Genomic DNA, 21,443 nt, shown 5'->3' with positions numbered 1-21,443 from the left:
AGCGGGACAACCGATCGGCATCGATACCGGTGCCTATTATAGCGGTCAGCTACCGCGCTGGGGCTGGAAGGAACACAACGCTGGACGCTTCAAAACCACGGAATAGATGGCCCGTCGAAGCTCCCATGCTGGCGGAAATACCGAGCGCCTATGAGGATGGCCGTCACGAAAATGGCCGATAATCGGGATGATCACGGCCATTCTAGTTATGATGAAGTATGAAGAAACGTCAGGCGACCTTGGCCTGCTCCTCCAGCACTTCATCCGGGTCGCGCAGCRCATAGTCACGGCCCCCAGACCGTCTCGATATAAWTGTCGCCGCTGCACGCCAGCGCCAGCTTCTTGCGCAGCTTGCAGATGAACACGTCGATGATCTTGAGTTCCGGCTCGTCCATCCCGCCATAGAGATGGTTCAGGAACATTTCCTTGGTGAGCGTGGTCCCCTTGCGGAGCGATAGCAGCTCCAGCATCGCATATTCCTTGCCCGTCAGATGGACGCGGTTGCCGTCCACTTCCACGGTCTTCGCGTCGAGATTGACCGACAGCTTGCCGGTGCGAATGACCGACTGCGAATGCCCCTTGGAGCGACGCACCACGGCATGAATGCGGGCGATGAGCTCTTCGCGATGGAAAGGCTTGGTCACATAATCATCGGCCCCAAAACCGAAGGAGCGAACCTTGCTGTCCATTTCGGCAACACCCGACAAGATCAGGACCGGAGTCTGAACCTTGGCAGCGCGCAACTTCTTCAGCACGTCGTAACCGTGCATGTCGGGCAGGTTCAGATCCAGACAGATGATGTCGTAATCATAGAGCTTGCCCAGATCGAGGCCTTCTTCGCCCAGATCCGTGGTATAGACGTTGAAGCCTTCGGTGGTGAGCATCAGCTCGATCGCCTTGGCCGTCGTCGGTTCGTCCTCAATCAGCAGCACGCGCATATGAAGCCCCTTTGCGTCGCAGGTCCGTTCACCCCACCAGAACGGCTTCTGTCCAAATTCATTAACCAAAAAACTTCTGAACGACAAAGGTTAATTTAGTGCTAACCCGCAGGAAAGCGCGAGTCGTATAAAAACGAATCCATTTACAAAGTGTTGAGGCCGTAACGATTCATTCGCCGTCAATATGCATCATATGCGTAACGGGCGTCAGCAGGCATGATGTTGCGTGATGAAATCCAGTAGGGCGTCGACCCGCGCAGGACGCAGCCGGGATGGCGGCGTGACGAGATGGAGCCCGAAGGGTGCTGGACGCCAGTCCACCAATATCTCTTCCAATTCTCCCGCTGCGATCGCTTCACCGACGATGAAGTCAGGCAGACGCGAAATGCCCACGCCAAGGCGCAGTGCGGGCAGCATCGCTTCACCGCTATTTACCGTGATACGCGAGCGCACCTGTACTACGACATTCTGCTGTCCAGGCCCGGCAAAGCGCCAGACGTCGGGCGTCGCTTCATTGGCGTAGCAAAGGCAGTCATGCGCGCCGAGGTCCGACGGGTGTTGGGGCGTGCCACGCTCCGCCAGATAAGCGGGGGATGCGACCAGATGCAATGTCACGTCCGCAAGCCGCCGGGCACGCAGTGAGCTGTCGGGCATGTCCGCAATGCGGATGGTGGCGTCCAGGCCCATTTCCACAATGTCGATATGGGCGTCCGACAAATGAAGATCGACATCGACCTGCGGGTTGATCTTCGTAAATTCGGCAATCAACGGCGCGATGCGGAGCAAGCCGAAGGTCATCGGCGCGCCCAGTCGCACGACCCCGGACAATTTCGACGTTTCGTCGCGCGCCGCTTCCTCGGCGGCATAGCCCTCCGCCATCAAGCGCTGGGCATGGTCCGCGAGCCGCTTGCCGCTCTCGGTCAGCGCCAGGCGACGGCTGGTGCGGTTGAACAAGCTGGTATCGAGATGCTCCTCCAGCCGCGTCACGGCCTTCGACACAGTAGCCTTGGAGACGCTCAGAGCTTTGGCGGCATCCGTGAAGCTGCGATGTTCGACCACGGCGGCAAACATCGCCCAAGCCTCAAAATCAGGTAGTCGCATAGGGAAACAATCCGTTTCGATGCTGCTTGTTTCAGAAACGATCCTGATGACTAGATTGGCGGAAAGCAAGTCGGAACGTCCGGCTATCAGTCGAAAGGCCCCGAACCTTCGGGTTCGAAAACCGAGAGGCAGAGCATATGAACACCACCACAGCGAGCCGCATCGAGCGCCGCCCCTTCGCATCGCTCGGTCATGCCAATCATGGCTGGTTGAACGCGCGCCATCATTTTTCCTTTGCCGATTATCATGACGAAGACCGCATGCACTGGGGTGCGATCCGGGTGTGGAACGACGATGAGATCGGGCCGCGTTCGGGCTTTCCGCCGCACCCCCATGCCGACATGGAAATCATTACCTATGTCCGCACCGGCGCGATTACCCATCAGGACAGCCTGGGCAACAAAGGCCGCACGGAAGCGGGCGATGTCCAGGTGATGTCGGCGGGCACCGGCATTCGTCACGCCGAATATAATCTGGAGGATGAGACGACCACCCTCTTCCAGATCTGGGTCATCCCCCGCGCTCGTGGTGGCAGCCCAAGCTGGGGTGCGAAGCCTTTCCCGCGCGGCGATCGGTCGGGCAAGCTGGTCGTCCTCGCGAGTGGCTATGACGAGGACAAGGAAGCCCTGCGCATCCGCGCCAATGCCCGCCTGCTCGGCGGGACGATCAAGGCCGGGACGAGTGTTACCTATGACAGCGCGGAAGGCCGTCACCTCTATCTCGTCCCGGCTACCGGTCGGATCGAGATCGATGGACAGACGTTCGAAGCACGGGACGGCGCGGCCATTATCGGCGGCCAGCCCATCACCATCACGGCCCATGAGGACGCGGAAATCGTCCTGGTGGACAGCCAATAGCTTAGTCGATCCGTCCGCTCCCTTCTGGACGGATCGGCTCGCCGCCCGCGCACTTCCCCTCCCCCCTCGCGCGGGCGGCACCCCTTTCAATCCCCTCATTAAGGAGACGCATCATGGCTAAGGTTCTGGTTCTTTATTATTCTTCCTATGGTCATATTGAAACAATGGCGAAGGCCATGGCCGAAGGTGCCGCCGCGGCCGGCGCGCAGGTCGATATCAAGCGCGTGCCCGAAACGGTGCCGCTGGAAGTTGCCAAAAGCGCGCATTTCAAGCTGGATCAGGACGCCCCCATCGCGACCGTTGCAGAACTGGCCGATTATGACGCGATCGTCATCGGCACCGGCACGCGCTTTGGCCGTATCTCCAGCCAGATGGCGGCGTTCCTGGACCAAGCAGGCGGCCTGTGGGCGCGCGGCGCGCTCAATGGCAAGGTCGGCGGTGCCTTCACCTCGACCGCCAGCCAGCATGGCGGGCAGGAAACGACGCTCTTTTCGATCATCACCAACCTGCTGCATTTCGGCATGACCATCGTCGGCCTCGACTATGGGTTCCAGGGTCAGATGGGCGTGGACAAGGTGCGCGGTGGATCCCCCTATGGCGCGACGACGCTGGCCGATGGCGACGGCAGCCGCCAGCCCAGCGAGGAAGAATTGGACGGCGCACGCTATCAGGGTCGCCGCATCGCGGAAACCGCGATCAAGCTGCACGGGTAATCGTTCGGCACGCCGTCTTACGGGCTCAGCCTGCCAAGCCTTCACGCCGCATGAAGGCAGAGGCAGGCCGCTGGGGTCGATGCGCAGGGACTGCGCGTCGACCTCTTTTGCGTCCCGCTACAGCAGCCAGCGGGTCGCGCGGGGGGACAGGCGGACAAGCCGGTCGAGCGCGAAGGGAGCGAGCAATGCCAGGACGAGCAATGCCCCTTTGCCCAGATAAGGCGACAGATAATGGATGATGGCGACGTGCAGATACATGATCGTCAGCGATGCTCGTCCGATGGTCGCCAGTGGCCCGGCGGCGGACGCGACATGCGCGCAGAGGCGAAACAGAAGCAGCGATGTGGCGATCGCCGCCCCGATCGACAGCAACGGCCAGCCATAATCGGCCGCCTTCATATTGAGTGTGGGGAACCGGCCAGCAAGGCCCGCCGCCGCCAGCAGCCCCAATGGCAGAACCATCCAGGGTCGCCAGCCGATGTGGGACCAGATCGATCCAACCCACAGCAAAATAAAGGCCATCGGCACGGTGAGCAGGCCGAGCGGCGAAGCCTGCGTCCATTGGCCTAAACCGTAGGCCAGCAACAGCACCGGGAGCAGCATTAACGCCCAGCGCCGATCGAACGGATCAGGCCAGAGCTGCAGCATGGCATTGAAGGCGATCCGCGCCACCATCAGGCAGGGCACGAACCAGAAGATGGTATAAGGCCCGCGCAACCAGCCGCCGCCAAGCAGGATCACGCCGATATCCTGCGGCCATTGGTGAAAGATCGGCCGGTTGCCCTTGAGCGGCTCGATGATCTGGTCAGCGAGGATCAGGAACAGCAGAAACAGGGCATAAGGCCGCATTTGACCGACGATCTGGCGCATCGTGAAGCGTCCGACCGGCTGCGGGCGCGATAGCAGGCCCGACAGCAGGAAGAAGAGCGGCATGTGAAAGCTGTACATAGCGTCGCGCACCGGCCCGCGCGTCCACACATGGCCGGTTACAACAGCGATAATGCCGATGCCGCGTGCGACATCGACCCAGTCCAGCCGCGCGGGCGTGGCACTGCCATACCGCCGCGATTTTCCCCTCTATGTTCCATTGGCTCCACCGCCTATAGGAAGCGACGCGCGCGCAATTCCATACCCCTTGCTGCCCCGATCGGATTCCCCTTTTGTCCCTGCTTACCGACCATGTATTGTTCATCGATGGCGAAGCCCTCATTCTCGACAAGCCCGCCGGGCTGCCGGTCGACGCACCGCGCGACGGGTCGATCGCGCTGGAAAATCACCTGCAGTCGCTGACCTTCGGCTTTCAGCGCTGGCCGCTGCCGGTCCACCGGCTCGACCGCGACACCAGCGGTTGCCTGCTGCTGGCGCGCAATCCCAAGGCGCACAAGCGCTTCGCCCAGGCGTTCGAGGCAGGCACCGTCGCCAAACGCTATGTCGCGGTGATCGAAGGTGTGCCAGTGGACGACACCGGCCTCATCGAATTGTCACTCAAGAAGGTCAGCACAGCAGAGGAAGGCTGGCGGATGGTGCCGGCCGATACCGGGAAGGTGGCCATCACCGAATGGCGCAAAATCGCGGAGAAGGACGGCCGTTGGTTGATCGCCTTCATGCCCCGCACGGGGCGCACCCACCAGATCCGCGTCCATGCGCTCCACGGGCTGGGCTTTCCCATCGTCGGCGACCCGGTCTATGGCGAGGGCGGCGTGCCGATGCTGCTGCACAGCCAGTTCCTCAGCATTGCGCGCGGCGAAAAGCCTGCGGCTGAGGCGACGGCGCCTCTGCCCGCGACCTTCGCTGCCGCCGGTTTCGGGCCGGAGTTACTGGACGATGCCGGGATTTGAGGTTCCCGATGATGCGCTGGAAGAGCGCTTCATCACCGGGGGCGGCCCTGGCGGGCAGAATGTCAACAAGGTCGCAACGACAGTGCAGTTGCGCGTCGACCTGTTCCGGCTCGGCCTGCCACCCCATGCCTATCGCAAGATCAGGGAACTGGCCGGGTCACGGCTGACATCGGCCAATGAGATCATCATTCAGGCCTCGCGCTTCCGCACCCAGGAGGCCAACCGCCAGGATGCGCGCGAACGGCTCGCCGAGATGATCGCCAAAGCGCACCATCGCGACGCCCGCCGCATCGCGACCAAGCCCGGTAAGGCCGCCAAGGCACGCCGGGTGGATTCGAAGAAGGCGCGCAGCACGGTAAAGCAGGGGCGTGGCAAGGTGTCGATGGATTGAGCCTGTCCTGCACACAGCGGCTCGCCCTTAACCAATTAACCATATTCGCCTGCCATCTAGCAGCGTGAGCGCAGCCGCGCTTTGCACGCAAATTGAGGATGCCATGCGCGAACCTGTGCCGACAACGCTGACCAATCCGCTCAAATGGTTGCTATGGATTGGCGCAATTACCGTTGGCGGCTTACTATTCTATTATGATTTCACGCAGCTCGACGGCATCCGACTTGCCGATGCGCGCCTGATCGTCGGTCGCGACTTTTTTCAACGTGTGGAGCGGCGGTAATCTGGCGATTTCCAGCCAGTTGGATACGCTTTATAACTACAAAGCCTATATGCAATGGCAGGAGAATCTGTTCGGCCCGCTGGACCCCTATAATTATAGCTATCCACCCCAGAGCCTTTTTCTTGCGATCCCCTTTGCGTCGCTGCCCTACATCATGGCGCTGACCGCCTGGACGTTCGCGGGCGCGGCCTTCTTCATATGGGCGGCCCGCCCCTATATGCCGGAAAACCTGTCGCCGCTGTTGGCCGCGGCCACGCCCGCCGCCATCGTAAATATCTGGGCGGGTCATTATGGGTTCGTGGTTGGCGGGCTATGGTTGTTATTTTTCAACGCGACGGTCCAAGCGCCCAAGCGGAGCGGCATTTTCGCTGGTTTGCTGACGATCAAACCGCATCTCGGGTTGCTCATCGCGCTCACCCTCCTCCACCGCAGGATGTTCGGTGCCATCCTGGTAGCTCTTGCGGTTACCGCTACATGTATCGTCCTGAGCGGATGGGTTTTTGGCTTCGACCTCTGGCATCAATGGATATTCGATACCTCCGCGCTGCAAACCCGCATCATGACCGCACCCGGCAAAAAATTCTATTATCTGATGATGCCATCGACCTTCATCACACTGCGCGATGCTCCCCAACTGGTGGCGATCGCCGGGCAAATATGCGTAGCGGGTCTCGCTTTGTTTCTGGTCTGGAAGGCGCGAAATGTCGATAATCGAAGCCTTGCCTTCATTACCGCAACCGCGACCGCAGTCATTTCGCCTTACATCTTCAACTATGATCTGACGGTAGCCAGCCTTGGTTTTGCCGTGTTGCTGTATGGACGTTGGGATGCGTTGGAAGGATGGGAGCGAATCATGGTGTGGGTTGCTTTCGCGTCACCTTTGCTTGTCATGATTTCCGCGCCCCTGGCGCCGCTATCCCTCCTGGTCGGATTGTTCGTGCAGGTGCGTCATGCCATTCAGGCAAAGGACTATTCTGTCTTAGGTCTTTCGCCCGCAGCCTGGGGTGGCGCGAAACGGGTGTTTTCCTGACGGATCGACTGGCGTTCGTCGTCAACCGCCCTATATCCGTGCCATGTACGATTTCGCCCCCACTGACACCGCCGACAAGGCAACCCTTTATGCCGACCTGATTTCCGCCGCCGATGCGTTGACTGGCGGCGAGCCGGACCCTGTGGCCAATATGGCCAATGTGGCGGCGCTGCTGTGGCAGTTTTTGCCCGACCTCAACTGGGCGGGTTTCTATCGGCTGGTTGGCGATGAACTGGTATTGGGACCATTTCAGGGCAAACCCGCCTGCATCCGCATCCCGTTAGGCCGGGGGGTGTGTGGAACGGCTGCGGCAACGCGTGAAACGCAGCTGGTCGAAGATGTCCACGCCTTTCCCGGACATATCGCCTGCGACGCGGCCAGCGCATCGGAGATCGTCTTGCCTGTCGTACAGGATGGCCGCTTGATAGGCGTGTTGGACCTCGACAGTCCCCGCGTCGCTCGGTTCGACTCGGACGATGCCGCAGGACTGGAAGCGCTTATCGCTGTGATCGGCCCTCGGATCAGTTGAAGAGGTAACCCTCTTTCCCTGAGGAGCGGCGCGTTCCGACCCGTTTCGGGACAGGATTTTGCCGTCCGGCACGTGGCTAGGCGCGGATCATCATGCTAAACAAGGCGTTAGCATTTTGACCTGCGCGTGTCCCTTCGCGTGCCGGAAAACAGGGAGCGTTAACCATGCGGATATCCCGCCTATTTCTTGTGGCCACGACCATCGCGCTGACGGGCGCAAGCAGCGCAGCGCTGGCCGGGACTGCACGCCAGCCTGGCACGCACACGGTTCGTACCGGCGGCACCCACTGGAATGGCGGTCAGCGCTGGGGTCAGCGCCACAATGGCCGCTGGCATGCGGGCTGGCGCGCGCCCGGCGGCTGGAACGGCTATCAACGGCCGGTCTATGGCTATGTCCTGCCCCGCTATTGGGTCAGCCCCAACTATTATATCGCCAATTACGGTGCCTATGGCCTGCCCGCCCCTGCCTATGGCTATGGCTGGTCGCGTTACTATGATGATGCGGTGATGACCGATCGCTATGGTCGTGTGTATGACAGCCGCAGTAATATCGACTGGGATCGGTATGAGGGGGGCTATGGTCCCGACGATGGCTATTATGACGATCGCCGCCGCGACAATGGCTTGGGTGGTGCCGCGATCGGCGCTGTGGTCGGCGGGGTCGCGGGCAACCGCATCGCTGGACGGGGCAATCGCACGGCTGGCACGTTGATCGGTGCTGGCGTCGGGGCCGTCGCAGGCATGGCGATCGACAAGGCAGAGGACACCCCCCGCCGCAACGTCCCGCCGCCGCGTCGTCCGGGCGCAAGCTATGACACTGGTTATGGCTATGCCGACGACAGCGTTACCGGTGGTAATGCCTATGAGGGCCGCTGGACCGGCACATGGACCACCGAGGATGGGCGACGCACAACTGGCACCTATGAAGGCCGCTTCGAAGGGGATGTTCGCGGTGCAGGCGTCGATTATGACGCGCCAGCCTATGCTGGCGCGCCGCATTGGTCGCAGGATCCGCCCCCGATGGGCGGACAGGGTGGCTATGTGTCCGGCGGCTATTATTATCCCGCGCCGGTCGTCACCACGGTGACGGTGCAGCCCGCGATGACCACCACAACGACGACCACCTACGTCACGGAAACGGTGCCTGTCCGCAAGTCAGCGCGGCGCACGCGCCGGACCTGCGCCTGCTGATGGGGTATGTCGGGGCGGTAGAGGCCGCCCGACCTATTCGGCGCGTAATGGCCGAATGTCCGCAAAGGGTTGCGGTCGACCGAGCAGAAACCCCTGGCCGATGAAGCAGCCATGGCCAAGCAGCAACTCGGCCTGTTCGGCAGTCTCGACCCCCTCGGCCACGACTTCCATGCCAAGGCTGCTGCCGAGTTTCACGACCGCATCGACAATGGCGGCGTCGCCTGCATCCTGCGTGATATTGCTGATGAAGCTACGGTCAATCTTGAGCACATCGACCGGATAATGTTTCAGGTGACTGAGCGAGGCATAGCCGGTGCCGAAATCATCAAGCGCGATCCGTACCCCCGCCTGCGCAAAACCGCGCAGAGCGCATGCCACATGATCCGCACCCCGGCCTAGAAATACCGTTTCCACGACCTCAATTTCGACATGGCATGGCGGTATGTCATAGCGGGAAAGTTGTTCGAGCACGCTATCGACGAAATCATCCTGCATGAAGTCGGCCGCCGACGCGTTAAGCGCAATCCGACCGGGATCAAAGCCGGTATCCAGCCAGCGGCGCATGTCACGCAACACGGCATCGAGCATCCGCCGGGTCAAGGCCGCCGCGAGTTCGCCATGATCGAAGGCGGCGACGATGCTGCCGGGCAATTGCACCCCCAATCGCGGATGCCGCCATCGCAGCAGCGCTTCGTGGCCCAACACCCGGCCGGACCGCATGTCGATCTTGGGCTGATAATAGGGAATGATCAGATTTTCCGCGACCACCTGTCGCGCCATCCGGATCATCGAACTGCGCTGTTGCGCTTCGGCGCGCAGTTCCGAATGAAACAGGGTCAAGCGTCCGCGTCCCACCGCCTTCGACGAATAGAGGGCGAGGTCGGCCGCCTTGAGCAATTCGGCGGCGACCTCACCATGGTCGCCGGATAGGGCCGCGCCCATGCTGACGCCGCAATCGAGCGAACGACCGCGGTGGACATGACGCTGCCGCAGGTTGGCCGTCAGTTTCGCGCTCCATGCTTCCATCGCCGCGCTATCGGCAAGCGACGGTGCGATCAGCCCGAATTCATCCCCACCCAGTCGACCCAGTAGCGCGTCAGGCGGCGCCATCGCAGCGAGGCGCTTGGCAAAGTCGCAGAGCAGCGCATCGCCAGCATCATGACCCAGGCTGTCATTGATCCGCTTGAGATCGTCGATATCCAGCAACATCAGGCCGAAATGCGCGCCCTGTTCCTTTGCGTCGCGCGCCATGTCTTCAAGCCGCGCCTGCCACAAGGCACGGTTGGGAAGCCGCGTCATGGGATCATGAGTCGCCGCCCAGCGGATCCGCTGTTCGACATCATGTTCCTCGGTTATATCCAGGAACGTTACGACGATGCGCAGCGGTCGTCCCTGTTCGGACAGCATCGTCCACCCCCTGCTCTTGATAACGCGCAATGCACCGTCGTCGGCGCGTTCAATGCGTAGCGTTGCCTCAAAATGGAGCGGCGCGGTGCCACTGGCGACGGCGGCCAGCATGCCACCTAATATATGCCGGTCTTCGGGATGAACGAGTGACAGCGCCAACTCGCTGGTCGCTGGTTGATCCTCGGCGAGGCCCAGCATCGCCCGCAACTCCGCCGACCAGGTCCGTGCGCCGGTAGCGACGTCGAAATCCCAGATTCCCAGTTTTGCCGATTGCACGGCTAGCCGCAAGCGCTCTTCACTGTTGTACAGGGCTTGCTGCGCCAGCTTTTGGGCATGGACATCCTCCAATGTTCCATACCAGCGAATGATCTTGCCCCCAATGCCAAGCCGAGCAGCGGCGCGGGACCGCATCCAACGGTAGCTGCCATCGCGCAAGCGGGCGCGATAATCGACATCGACGGGGTCGCCCGAAGTCAGATTGACTTCCCACACGGAAACCACGTGCGCCAAGTCATCGGGATGGACGGCGGTCGTCCATCCGCTGCCAAGTGTCTGTTCAAGGGTCAGGCCTGTGAGCGTCTCCCACAATGGTCCAACTTCCTCGATATTGCCGTCGGGCGATGCCGTCCACGGCACTTGCGGGCTAAGCTCGACCGACCAGCGATAATGTTCCCGGCTTTCCGCGAGCGCTGTCTCAAGCGCGCGCGCGTGGCGGTCGTGGCAGTCGTGGACATCCTCCACCATGCCATAATAGCGTGCCGCGCCATCCGTCGCTGCGGATTTCGTGATGCGGACGAGGCACCAGCGCCGTTGCCCGTCAACGCCCCGCAGGCGGATGGTCAAAGGGTCCGGCCGATCCTGCCTCGCCATAGCGATCAGTGCGCGCCGGTCCGCTGCGTTGAGCAATTTTCGCCATCCTCGGCCGACCGGATCGACCGCCATATCGATGGGAAACGGCACTGCGTCCTGTCCAACGGCGATGATATGGCCGCGACCATCGGCTACCCATCGGACTCTCGCGGGCAGGAGATCATTAAAAACAGGCGATACAAGAATATCATTACGGTTCGCGAACAAGTTGTTCGAAGCGGAGCTTTCATCCAGCAATTGCCGAAAGCCGTCAAATCGGCGATCAGCAAAGCGGTCCATTGCACGCTCCCCTTATTTTTATTCTTTTCCTACCCATGGGGAGCAGATTAGGGCGGAAAAGTTAAACAACTCTGCCATCACCCTCACTAAGCCGCCGTGTAAAGACGTCGATCATGGTCTGGGGCAGATTGCTCAGACATTCTTCGCCGTTATTTTCGGAAGATGGCCGCCAGTTCAACCGGCAGCGGCGGTTCGTCGCGAGCGACCACACCGCGAATCGCCTGCACCTGCTCTTCAGGATCGAAGCGGACCCAGCCGTTGCGGCTGAGCTTTTCTAGCGGGCGATAGCGGATCTTATATTGCATCCGCTGCGACCCTTCGACCCAATAGCCAAGATACACATAGGGCAAGCCTGCGGTGCCCGCCCGCAGGATATGATCGAGGATGATGAAATTGCCGAGGCCGGGTCGATAGTCGATTTCAGTATCGAAGAAGCTGTAGATCATCGACAGGCCGTCCCCCTGACGGTCCGTGAGACAAGCGCCGACCAACTTGCCAACGCGGCCGTCGATGCCTGGTTCGCGATATTCGATGATATGGCTGTCGACCGGAGTCTGTTCGACCATGTCGGCAAAGTCCATCTCGTCCATCTCGGTCATACCGCCGCCGGGGTGACGGGCGCTCAGATACCGTTGAAGCAGCGCATATTGTTCTTCAGTGGACCATGGCTTGCAGGCGGTGACGACCAGATCGCTGTTACGGCGAATGAGCTTGCGCTGGGTCGCATTGGGTTTGAATTCACTGGCGACCACCCGCACCGATACGCAGGCGGTACAATCCGCACAACTGGGGCGATAGGCGACATTCTGGCTGCGGCGAAAGCCGATGCGACCAAGCGCGTCGTTGAGTTCCGTGGCGTTATCACCGCTTAACTCCGTGAACACCTTCCGCTCGCTCCGCCCCGGAAGATAGGGACAGGGTGAGGGATTGGTCACGAAAAAGCGGGGAAAAACGGAAAGGGGCTGTCACGCGCCTGTCTCCGGTTGATCGCTATGGCATAAATAGGTCATGCGGAGACTATGCCGACCCCCCTGCCCCCGTGAAAAGGGCGTTTACCACGAAAGCTTAACAAAAGATTGCGGCGGGTCAGGCGACCTCGATCGGTGCGACTTCATAGCCCGCTTCGCCCAGCGCGGCGATCAGCCGCTGGAGGTGCGCACGATCGCGCGTCTCGCACTCGACGTCCAGGCTAAGCCCCTTGGCGGGCAGGTTGGTGAAGATGCGCTGATGCGCCAATTCCAGGATGTTGACCGCTTCCTGATCGAAGATCCGCGCGACGTGGAACAGGGCACCGGGCCGGTCCTGCAAGATGATACGCAGCCGTGCCAAACGGCCCGACCGGGCCAGGTCGCGCAACAGGACATTGGCGAGCAACCGCGTATCGATATTGCCGCCGGTCAGGACGAGCCCGACGTTACGACCGACAAATTGTTCTGGATAGGTCAGCAGCGCTGCGAGCCCTGCAGCCCCTGCCCCTTCGACCACGGTCTTTTCGATCTGCAGCAGCAGGCTAAGCGCTTCTTCCAGTCGTCGTTCGGTGACCAGCAACATGTCGTCCGCCAGCCGTTCGACCACAAGACGGGTGTTGTTGCCCGGCTGCTTGACCGCGATCCCCTCCGCCAGCGTGTCGCCGTCGCAGGGCAAATGCTCGCCCTTGATATAGTCATACATCGACGGATATAGTTCCGCCTGCACGCCGATGAGGCGGATGTCTGGCTTCATCGCACGCGCGGCGGTCGCCATGCCGGAAAACAGGCCACCGCCACCGATCGGGATGATCAGCGTGTCGATTTCCGGCGCATCCTCCAGCATTTCTAGCGCGACCGTCCCCTGCCCCGCCATGATGTCCGGTTCGTCGAACGGATGGATGAAGGTCAGCCCCTGCTCCACCTCCAGCAGACGGGCATGGGCATAGGCATCATCGAACTTCTCGCCATATTGCACGACCGTCGCGCCATGGCCGCGGGTCTGCGTCACCTTGATGATCGGAGTGGTCAGCGGCATGACGATGGTCACTGGCACACCCAGCCTCTTGGCATGATAGGCCAGCCCCTGCGCATGGTTGCCCGCCGACGCGGCGATCACGCCCTTGGCCTTGGATGCCTCGTCCAGTTGCAACAGGCGATTGAGCGCACCGCGTTCCTTATAGGCCGCGGTGAACTGGAGATTTTCGAATTTCAGATACACGTTGCAGCCCAGCATCTGCGAGAGCGTCTGGCTGATCAGCGTCGGCGTCTTGACGATCGCGCCGGCAATGCGGGTGCGCGCGGCAAGGACGTCATCGACGGTGATGGGCAGCGGCGGGGCGCTCTCGATCTTGGCAAGCGTGTTCATAGGGTCGCGCCCTAACGCAAAATTGCGGTGGAAGAAACTGGCACTGTCGGAAAACTGCCCCTATGGCTGGACGCCACGCACTTATCCTACGAGGCATATGGCTAACATCGCGTTTATCGGCCTGGGCGTCATGGGCGGCCCGGTTGCAGGACATCTGGCCAAGGCCGGACACGACCTGACCGTTTACAACCGCTCCATTGGCAAAGCCAAAAGCTGGGCCGAAGCCTATGGCGGGACCGTCGCGACCAGCCCTGCCAAAGCGGCGGAGGAGGCAGAGATCGTAATCAGTTGCGTTGGCACTGATGATGACCTGAGTCAGGTGACGCTGGGCCGCGAAGGCGCGTTCCGCACGATGAAGCCGGGATGTCTGTTCATCGATCATACCACCGTTTCCGCGCGGATCGCCCGGCAGTTGTTCGTGGAAGGCGAAAGCCGGGGCATCCATAGCGTGGATGCGCCGGTGTCCGGCGGACAGGCGGGGGCCGAGAATGGCAGATTATCGATCATGTGCGGTGGTACAGAGCCGGCCGTGGCCGCAGCGAAGATCGTGATGCAGGCCTATGCCGCGCGCATCGTCCATGTCGGCGGCGCGGGCGCGGGGCAAACGACCAAGATGGTGAACCAAATCTGCATCGCAGGCGTATTGCAGGGCCTGGCGGAAGCGATGCGCTTTGCACAGGCGGCCGAACTCGACCTCGACACCGTGTTCGATGCGATTTCGGGCGGCGCGGCGCAAAGCTGGCAGATGGATAATCGATGGAAGACGATGGCGCAGGACAGTTTCGATTTCGGCTTCGCGGTGGATTGGATGCGCAAGGATCTGGGCCTCGCGCTGGAGGAAGCGCGGGTGAATGGCGCGACGCTGCCGGTCACCGCGATGGTCGATCAATTCTATGCCGACGTGCAGGCGATGGGTGGCCATCGGCAGGATACGAGTGCGCTGGTGCGCCGGATCACCAAGGCGTGAATATTGCTCCAACACCCGTTCGGGCTAAGCTTGTCGAAGCCTCTTTTCTGTCTGCACCTAGCTCTAAGAAAGGAAGACCCTTCGACAGGCTCAAGGCGAACGGATTTGGGGTGTTGGGTTTGGGGCTGGTTGCCGCCCTGCCCTTCCCCGCTTTCGCATCCGGGGTGATCGACAATGTCAACGGCATCGCGGTCGATCCGAGTGGCAGGGTCGTGCGCTTTGGCGCGCTACTGATCAATGATGAGGGCAAGGTCGAGAAGCTGATTCCGGGCCGCTATCAGGAACCGGAATATAAAAAGCCCAAGAAGCCGAAGCGCGGCCAACCCTGGCCGCAACCGCCCAAGGGGCTGTCGTTCAAGTTGGATGCGGGCGGCAAGACGCTGATCCCCGGCCTGATCGACGCGCATGGCCATGTCATGAGCCTTGGCCTGTCGCTCATCACGCTGGACCTGTCGGACACACGATCGCTGGCAGAGGCGCAGGCGAAGATTCGCGCCTATGCGCAGGCCAGTCCGGGGCGCAAATGGATCATCGGGACAGGCTGGAACCAGGAACAATGGGGCTTGGGCCGCTTTCCGACGGCCGCCGAACTGGACGCAGCGGTCGGTGACATTCCGGTGTGGCTCTCGCGCGTCGATGGCCATGCGGGCTGGGCCAATAGCGCCGCGATCCGCGCGGCGGGCGTGACCGCCACGACCAAATCGCCCACAGGTGGCCGGATCGAGATGGCTGCGGGCAAGCCTGCGGGCGTGTTCGTGGATCAGGCGATGGCGCTGATCGAGAAGGTCGTACCTGCGCCTGCGCCCAAGGATCGCGATATTGCGCTGGAAAAGGCACAGCGCGCTTTGCTGGCTGTGGGCGTTACCGGCATTGCCGATATGGGCACCAGCATCGAGGATTGGCAGGCGTTCCGCCGTTCGGCCGATCGCGGCGCGTTGCGCGTGCGGATCATGGCCTATGCGGCGGGCCTCGACAATATGACGCTGATCGCCGGGCCGGAACCGACCCAATGGCTCTATGATGACCGGCTGCGGCTGGGCGGGATCAAGCTGGTGCTGGATGGTGCATTGGGGTCGCGCGGCGCGTGGCTGAAGGTTGACTATGCCGATGCGTCGGGCCAGCGTGGCTTGCCCATGATCTCGGCAACGCAATTGCGCAATGTGATGAGCCGCGCGGCGATGGACAATTTCCAAATCGCCACCCATGCGATCGGCGACGCGGCCAATAGCGAAGTTCTCGATGCAATCCAGGAATTGTCGGAAACCTACAAGGGCGACCGGCGGTGGCGGATCGAACATGCGCAGATCGTCAGTCCGGCCGATTTGCCGCGCTTTGGCCAGTTCGGCATCATTGCATCGATGCAGCCGGTGCATGAAGCATCCGACTGGCGCATGGCGACGACCCGCCTGGGCGAGGCGCGACTGGGCGGTGCCTATGCGTGGAAGGCGATGTTGGACAATCGGGTGCCTTTGGCGTTCGGATCGGACGTGCCGGTGGAAAGCCCCAATCCCTTTGCAGGGATCGCCGTCGCCATGAGCCGCGAGGATGCCAAGGGCGAACCTTTTGGCGGCTGGATGCCGACGCAGCGGGTTAGCTTTGACGCGGCGCTCGACGGCTTTACGCGCCAGGCCGCCTTTGCCGGTTTTGCCGAAAAGCGTTTCGGCAGTCTGGTGCCGGGACAGCGCGCCGACTTCCTGTTGATCGACCGGGATATCTCTACGGCGCGGCCTGCCGACATCCGCGCGACGCAGGTGCTGGAAACCTGGATTGGCGGCAAGCGGGTGCATGTGAAGGGGCAGTAAGCCCTTTCACATCGCATTATCGGCGGCGTTCAGCGCGTCCTCGAAGGTTTCGGGGAGCGGCGGCTGGACCGGCTTGTCGCAACCCTCTTCCTTCATATGCGCGCGCAGCGTGTCCATGCGGCTAAGGTTCCAGCGCGCGAGCGGGACGCCTAGCGGCCGGAATTCGGCACGGTCGAACAGTTCGACGACATAGGATTTGCAAAGTTCGTCCACTTGATCGAGCGTCAACAGCCCCAAGTTCATGACCATCGGTTTGCCGGGTACGCCGTCGCGGCCCCGGACCAAATCGGTGACATATAGCCCACCGCGCGGATCGACCAGCACGACGTCGGCCTGGCTCGAGTCGATCAGCCGATGGCTCGCCGCATAGGGGGCGACGAACGCATGGGTGCGCCAGACAAGGAAGACGCTGCCCAATGCGGTGATGCACAGCCCAATGACCAGCGGGCGCAGCGCATCTTGCGGGCGGAACCGCGCCCAGCCGAGGCCAGCGAGCAGGCAGAAAGGGCCGATGAAGCCATGGGCGTAGCGGAAGCCCCAGCCATAGCCCTGCGCCAGCGCCAGCATGCATCCCGCGAGGCAACCAAGCGCCAGCGGTAGCGCAATCTCCTGCCCCCGGATCATCGCACGCCAGCGCATCGCGGCTATACCCAGCACGGCGAGCGGCACCATCAATAGGTCGTTCCAGGCGATGTAGCGGCTAATATTCACCAATGGCTGCCAGCGGTCGCCCAGGCGCTGGAACAGGCTGCCGACCTTGTCGGCGACCCCCGCAGACGGGCGGATATCGGCTGGGGCACCCAGTGCGTGCTGCAGAAATTCGGGCCAGAGCTTGGCCCAGACAATGACGATCGCCACCAGCGTCAGCGCGTGGAAAGCCGCGACGGTCCAGCGCCGCGCGAGCAGCATCCAAAGGATGAAAGGCGCGATGAACAGCGGCGGGAAATGCCATTGGTGCAGTCCGGCGGCGACCAGCGCAACCACGCCCGCGCTGCCATGGCCGATCACCCCGCCGCGCAGTACCAGCGCCAGCCAGATCATGTTGAGCGCGAAATGCCCGGTCATGGCGTAGGGCGTCATCGCCGTGATCCAGAGCTGGCTGGACGAACAACCGAGCAACACGGTCACCCATACCGCGTCCGGGCGATCGGGCATCAGGCGCAGAGCCACGCGCCAGAGCGCAAGCAGCCCGGCCATCAGCAGCACTGGTCCTGCCAGATTGGGATCGCCCAATTGCCAGAACAAGGCCTGGATCGCGCTGTTCACCGGCAGATAGGCCGCCGTCCAATAATCCGCCGCGCCGAAGGGGGAGAAGAATTCGGGCATGATCGCCCGGCGATAGGGTTCCCATTCGACTGGGATCGGCCGGGCGAACAGCCCCTCGCGCATATAGGCGGCGGCGAAGCGTGCGACTTCTTCGTCACGGGAAATGGAATAGTTCTGGAACAGGGCATAGTGGCCAGCCCAGGCCGCCAGCCCCATGAGCAGGATCAAGGGCACGATGATCTGCGCGGTCGGGCGCGGCAGGCGGAAGCCCTTCCCTTCGGCAAAGGGCGCGGCCAGCGCGAGCAGCACCAGCGAGCCGAGCAGCAGCGGAAAATCCTGATCCAGGAACAGGATGACCGGCAGGCTGATCCCCTGCCGCCAGGTGACATGCCAGACGAAGGTCGCGCCGAGCCAGAGCGTCAAGCCGATCGCGCCGGCCAGGAACAGGCGGCGCGCGCTGACGAAACTGGACGCCCCGCCCCCGGTCACGCCGCGACCAGCGTCCGGTTGACGAAGATGCCGTCCATTTCGACCAGCAGCGGGAAATGGCCTTTATTATTGGCGAAGAAAGCAGACGGCACGAAGGCGCGGGCTTCGAGCCAATCGATCATCGCGCGATAGCCGGTGCCGCCTTCATAAATGGGGCGAACGCCGAGTTCGGTCTGGATGCCCAGCATCTGCGCCAGCGCGTCCCCCGCGCCTTCGCACACCGACAGGTCGTGGCCCTGGGTGTCCATTTTCAGGAACGGGCGGGCAAATCCATGCTGCGTCTGCAGATCAGGCAGCACAGAGTCGAGGCGGCAACATTGCATCTCGACCGTCTTGGTTACCTTATTGCGGTCGGCGAAGATCGCATCCTGCTCGCCCGATGGAGCCTTGAGCGACGAGAATTGATCGGCGGCCATGATGTTGAAACTGGCCGTGCCGTCAAAATCGGAGAGCGCCATGTTGAAGACGTGCCAGCGGCGGTCGGACGCGGCGTGGCGCTGCAGTTCGGCGAACACATCGGGGTTCGGCTCGAAGGACAGGATCAGTCCCTTATAGCCCGCATCCTTGCGCAGCATCGTCGCATATTGGCCGCGATTGGCACCGACGTCGAACAGGCAATCGACTGCGAAGGTCGCCAGGAAGCGCTTGAGCGCCTGGATTTCGGGATATTGATGCACCCGCCCGGCGAGTGCCAGGCGCGCGGCCAGCCTGCGGTCGGACAATTCGCGCCAATAGCGGTTCATGCGCTCGCGGCCAGCACGGTTTTATAGATATCCATCGTTGCCACCGCCATGTCCTTCCAGCTTCCCATATCGTCCCCATAAGCGCGCGACGCCTCGCCCTGTGCCTGCCTGATGGCGGCGCTTTGCAACAACGGCAAGAGCGCTGCGGCCAAAGCGGGGGCATTGCCCGCAGGTGCCTTGACTGCCACGCCGTCGGGCAATTGCCCGAACATGCCCGCGTCCGACGTCACCATCGCCTTGCCATGATGGAGCGCCGAGAGGAAGGCACCGCTTGAATCGATATCGCGATAGGGGAAGACCATGATGTCGGCGCGGGCCATATGCGCGTCGAGACGGCCTTCGGTCAGGAAGCCGAAATCGGTCAGCAACTGGTCGGCAAAACCCGCCTGCGCGACCTGCGCCGGGAGCGGCGCGACGTCCATGAAGGGCTTGCCCGCGAGCATGAGGTCGAAATCATGGCCGTCGCGCCAGAGCGAGAGGCAGGCCTCTATCGCGAGATCGACGCCCTTATAGGGGCGGATCGTGCCGAAGAAGAGCAGGCGGGGTTTCGTGGAGGCGGGGACGGCGGCGAGGTCGGTGGCGCTGGCAACTGCCAGTCGCATCGGCGGGTGCGGAGTGAGGTGGATGCGGGTGGCGTCGACGCCTTGTGCGATCAGGGCCGCGCGGGTCGTGTCGCCATGGACGATCAGCGCATCCATTTCGTCGAGCAAGGCGCGATAGCCCCGCCCCTGCAGTCCGGCATCGGCATGATAGGCGTCGGCATTGTGGACGGTGTGGACCAAGGCGGTGCGCCCTTTGAGGCGTTTCAGCATGAGGCGGTCTGCGGGGGCAAGTGGGAGCCATTGAATATGGACGACATCCGCGGCGATGAATGGTGTGAGGTCGCCCAATGCGCAGGCCAGCCCATATTCAGCCGCCTTGGCCAGACGAAAGGCACGCCCCTCGCCCAGGCGATCGCGCAATGTTTCGCTGCCGCGGAAGAAATGCGGGCTATAGGCATAGCCATGCGGCACGATGGCATCGGTGGTACGCATGGGGCGACCATAGAGCGTGACGTCCGCACCCTGCCCCGCCAGCGCCGCGCACAGGCTATCGTCATAGCGCCCGGTGAAGAGCGAAGGATCAAGCATCGCGACCTTCATGCGCGCGCCAGCCTTTGGAGCGAAAGCAGGTGCAGAATGGCCGCGCCTGTAAGGGTCAGCGTGTAGAGACCGAGGAAGGCGAGGTCGAAGCGTTGGGGTGCCAGGGACAGGGCCAAGGGGGCGCTGGCGAGCGATCCGGCGAGGAAGGGCAAGGAGCGATGCAGCAGGATTGAGAAACGGCCGAGCGCGCCCTGCACGTAGACGGATACGCAGATGATCGTGAGTGCGGCCAAGGCGGCGACGATGAGCGCCAGTTCCGTCCGGTCGATCGTGGCGCGACCGTCGAACAGCTTGGTGAAGAGCCAGTCGCCGACGCTCAGCAACAGGGCGGACAGCAGGAGCGCGAAGACCAGTCCCGCGCCGAGCGAGCGGGCGAGCAACTGACGCAGCCTTGCGCGGTCGCCGGCATGATAGGCGCGGGTTATGCGGGGCAAGGCAGCTTCCACGACGGCGCGGACCAGCATTGAGAGGGCGCGCGACATTTTGAAGAAGAAGTCGAAGATCAGCATCGGGCGGGCGTCGGACGTCGCCATCGCGATGGTGAAATAGGGCGCATTATAGGCGATGATGTCGGACGCGGTGAAAGCCGCCGATGCGCCGATATCGCGCAGATAATGGGCGCGGACATGCCCCCCGCCAACCCGGAAGGCGAGCCAGTGCCGGGCGGTCATCCCCAGCCGCCGGTGGACATGGGTGATGGCCCAGCCGATGACGAGGAGGCTGACCGCCAGTTGCAACGCGATCGACAGGCGCGGGTCCATGCCCAAGAGGATCGCCAACAGCAGCGCGATCGTCAGCACTCGCCGTCCGCAATCGAGCGCTTCCCACAGGAAGTTGCCATCTACGGCGGCCAAGGCGCGCTTGGCCAGCAAGGCGGGCAGGTTGACGCAGGCCGACAGGAAGAAGAGCAGGAACAGCAGCGGCATCGCGGTGTCGAACCAGCCCAGCGCCAGCGCCGCGATCAGGATCACCGTTCCGCCAAGAACGATGAGGCCAAGGAACAGGAAGAGTACCCCCATTTCCTCCAGCCGGAAGCCGCTATCCGCCTGATCGCCACCCAGCCAGTGCCGCCGCAGCCGGGCGTAAATGATGGAGGTCAGGCCGAATTCAGCGGAAATGGTGAAGTTGCCGAACGCGACCAGCAGCAGGAACGCCTGAAACTCGGCCAGCGGCAATATGCGGACAAAGACGAAGGTGACGGCAAAGCCCCAGATCAGCACGAGGCCGACATTGGCGAGCTTGACCAGCGCGAGGATGCGGGCGGATGCCTCCAT

19 protein-coding genes and 2 pseudogenes are annotated in these 21,443 nt (G+C 62.3%); 11 read left to right on the top strand and 10 right to left on the bottom strand.

All coding sequences use genetic code 11. The features are described 5' to 3' along the window. Positions 1-229 precede the first annotated feature (229 nt). Both ctrA and BF95_RS16250 read right to left on the bottom strand, forming a co-directional pair. Positions 230-938 (bottom strand): annotated as a pseudogene (ctrA, locus tag BF95_RS16255) (response regulator transcription factor CtrA). Positions 939-1,145: 207 nt separating this feature from the next. Beyond that, entirely contained in the window at positions 1,146-2,039 is an 894-nt protein-coding gene (locus tag BF95_RS16250; RefSeq protein WP_043152576.1) for a LysR family transcriptional regulator, read from the bottom strand. 137 nt (positions 2,040-2,176) lie between these two features. Between BF95_RS16250 and BF95_RS16245 the strand changes: the two genes are divergently transcribed. Beyond that, complete coding sequence (locus BF95_RS16245) at positions 2,177-2,896, top strand: pirin family protein (RefSeq protein ID WP_043152574.1); 720 nt, start codon at positions 2,177-2,179, stop codon at positions 2,894-2,896. A 113-nt stretch (positions 2,897-3,009) separates the two neighbouring features. Beyond that, complete coding sequence (gene wrbA / locus BF95_RS16240) at positions 3,010-3,609, top strand: NAD(P)H:quinone oxidoreductase (protein WP_043152572.1); 600 nt, start codon at positions 3,010-3,012, stop codon at positions 3,607-3,609. 117 nt (positions 3,610-3,726) lie between these two features. Here the strand turns inward: wrbA and BF95_RS16235 are convergent, their stop codons facing one another. After that, positions 3,727-4,644 (bottom strand): acyltransferase family protein, encoded by a 918-nt coding sequence (locus BF95_RS16235; protein ID WP_051520076.1) that lies wholly within the window; start codon positions 4,642-4,644, stop codon positions 3,727-3,729. Between the two features lie 125 nt (positions 4,645-4,769). Between BF95_RS16235 and BF95_RS16230 the strand changes: the two genes are divergently transcribed. The 6 genes from BF95_RS16230 to BF95_RS16210 all read left to right on the top strand — a co-directional run bounded on the left by BF95_RS16230 (position 4,770) and on the right by BF95_RS16210 (position 8,870). Continuing rightward, positions 4,770-5,447 (top strand): RluA family pseudouridine synthase, encoded by a 678-nt coding sequence (locus BF95_RS16230; RefSeq protein WP_043152570.1) that lies wholly within the window; start codon positions 4,770-4,772, stop codon positions 5,445-5,447. Next, positions 5,434-5,838 carry an alternative ribosome rescue aminoacyl-tRNA hydrolase ArfB gene (gene arfB, locus BF95_RS16225; protein WP_043152569.1) on the top strand — a complete coding sequence of 135 codons (405 nt, stop codon included), beginning with the start codon at positions 5,434-5,436 and terminating at the stop codon, positions 5,836-5,838. The genes BF95_RS16230 and arfB overlap by 14 nt, the downstream gene beginning before the upstream one ends. Positions 5,839-5,941: 103 nt before the next feature. Next, complete coding sequence (locus BF95_RS29395; protein ID WP_235209806.1) at positions 5,942-6,121, top strand: hypothetical protein; 180 nt, start codon at positions 5,942-5,944, stop codon at positions 6,119-6,121. A 154-nt stretch (positions 6,122-6,275) separates the two neighbouring features. Further along, positions 6,276-7,151: a glycosyltransferase 87 family protein gene (locus tag BF95_RS16220; RefSeq protein ID WP_235209805.1), complete on the top strand. Its 876-nt coding sequence runs from the start codon at positions 6,276-6,278 to the stop codon at positions 7,149-7,151. A 43-nt stretch (positions 7,152-7,194) separates the two neighbouring features. Further along, a complete protein-coding gene (locus tag BF95_RS16215; protein WP_043152566.1) occupies positions 7,195-7,680 on the top strand; it encodes a GAF domain-containing protein in 486 nt (161 codons plus the stop codon). 164 nt (positions 7,681-7,844) lie between these two features. After that, complete coding sequence (locus BF95_RS16210) at positions 7,845-8,870, top strand: RcnB family protein (protein ID WP_043152565.1); 1,026 nt, start codon at positions 7,845-7,847, stop codon at positions 8,868-8,870. Between the two features lie 33 nt (positions 8,871-8,903). On the opposite strand, the gene BF95_RS16205 is transcribed toward BF95_RS16210, so the two are convergent. After that, positions 8,904-11,237 (bottom strand): sensor domain-containing protein, encoded by a 2,334-nt coding sequence (locus BF95_RS16205; protein ID WP_443018382.1) that lies wholly within the window; start codon positions 11,235-11,237, stop codon positions 8,904-8,906. Between the two features lie 24 nt (positions 11,238-11,261). Here BF95_RS16205 and BF95_RS29390 point away from each other — a divergent pair, with 24 nt between their 5' ends. Further along, the gene (locus BF95_RS29390; RefSeq protein ID WP_235209804.1) at positions 11,262-11,477 is read left to right on the top strand and encodes a hypothetical protein; all 216 of its coding nucleotides are present in this window, start codon (positions 11,262-11,264) and stop codon (positions 11,475-11,477) included. Between the two features lie 98 nt (positions 11,478-11,575). Here the strand turns inward: BF95_RS29390 and BF95_RS16200 are convergent. Then, positions 11,576-12,395, bottom strand: a pseudogene (locus tag BF95_RS16200) (arginyltransferase). Between the two features lie 117 nt (positions 12,396-12,512). Next, complete coding sequence (locus BF95_RS16195; RefSeq protein WP_043152559.1) at positions 12,513-13,760, bottom strand: threonine ammonia-lyase; 1,248 nt, start codon at positions 13,758-13,760, stop codon at positions 12,513-12,515. Positions 13,761-13,857: 97 nt separating this feature from the next. Between BF95_RS16195 and BF95_RS16190 the strand changes: the two genes are divergently transcribed. Both BF95_RS16190 and BF95_RS16185 read left to right on the top strand, forming a co-directional pair. Beyond that, positions 13,858-14,727, top strand: coding sequence for an NAD(P)-dependent oxidoreductase (locus BF95_RS16190; protein WP_043152558.1), 870 nt, complete (start codon positions 13,858-13,860; stop codon positions 14,725-14,727). A 110-nt stretch (positions 14,728-14,837) separates the two neighbouring features. Next, a complete protein-coding gene (locus BF95_RS16185; protein WP_443018381.1) occupies positions 14,838-16,529 on the top strand; it encodes an amidohydrolase in 1,692 nt (563 codons plus the stop codon). A gap of 6 nt (positions 16,530-16,535) precedes the next feature. Here the strand turns inward: BF95_RS16185 and BF95_RS16180 are convergent, their stop codons facing one another. From BF95_RS16180 to BF95_RS16165, 4 genes are read right to left on the bottom strand one after another with little or no spacing between them, the layout of a single operon-like run. Then, positions 16,536-18,284 carry a hypothetical protein gene (locus tag BF95_RS16180; RefSeq protein ID WP_043152556.1) on the bottom strand — a complete coding sequence of 583 codons (1,749 nt, stop codon included), beginning with the start codon at positions 18,282-18,284 and terminating at the stop codon, positions 16,536-16,538. Continuing rightward, complete coding sequence (locus BF95_RS16175; protein ID WP_043152554.1) at positions 18,281-19,027, bottom strand: FkbM family methyltransferase; 747 nt, start codon at positions 19,025-19,027, stop codon at positions 18,281-18,283. Before BF95_RS16175 ends, BF95_RS16180 begins: the two co-directional genes overlap by 4 nt. Further along, positions 19,024-20,169, bottom strand: coding sequence for a glycosyltransferase family 4 protein (locus BF95_RS16170; protein WP_043152553.1), 1,146 nt, complete (start codon positions 20,167-20,169; stop codon positions 19,024-19,026). Before BF95_RS16170 ends, BF95_RS16175 begins: the two co-directional genes overlap by 4 nt. Next, a complete protein-coding gene (locus BF95_RS16165; protein WP_043152578.1) occupies positions 20,166-21,443 on the bottom strand; it encodes a hypothetical protein in 1,278 nt (425 codons plus the stop codon). The genes BF95_RS16170 and BF95_RS16165 overlap by 4 nt, the downstream gene beginning before the upstream one ends.

The sequence above is a fragment of the Sphingobium sp. Ant17 genome (assembly GCF_000588875.1).
GTDB lineage: Bacteria > Pseudomonadota > Alphaproteobacteria > Sphingomonadales > Sphingomonadaceae > Sphingobium.
The sequence above is the reverse complement of the archived record's forward strand: the minus strand, read 5'-3'. Positions and strand labels throughout refer to the sequence as shown.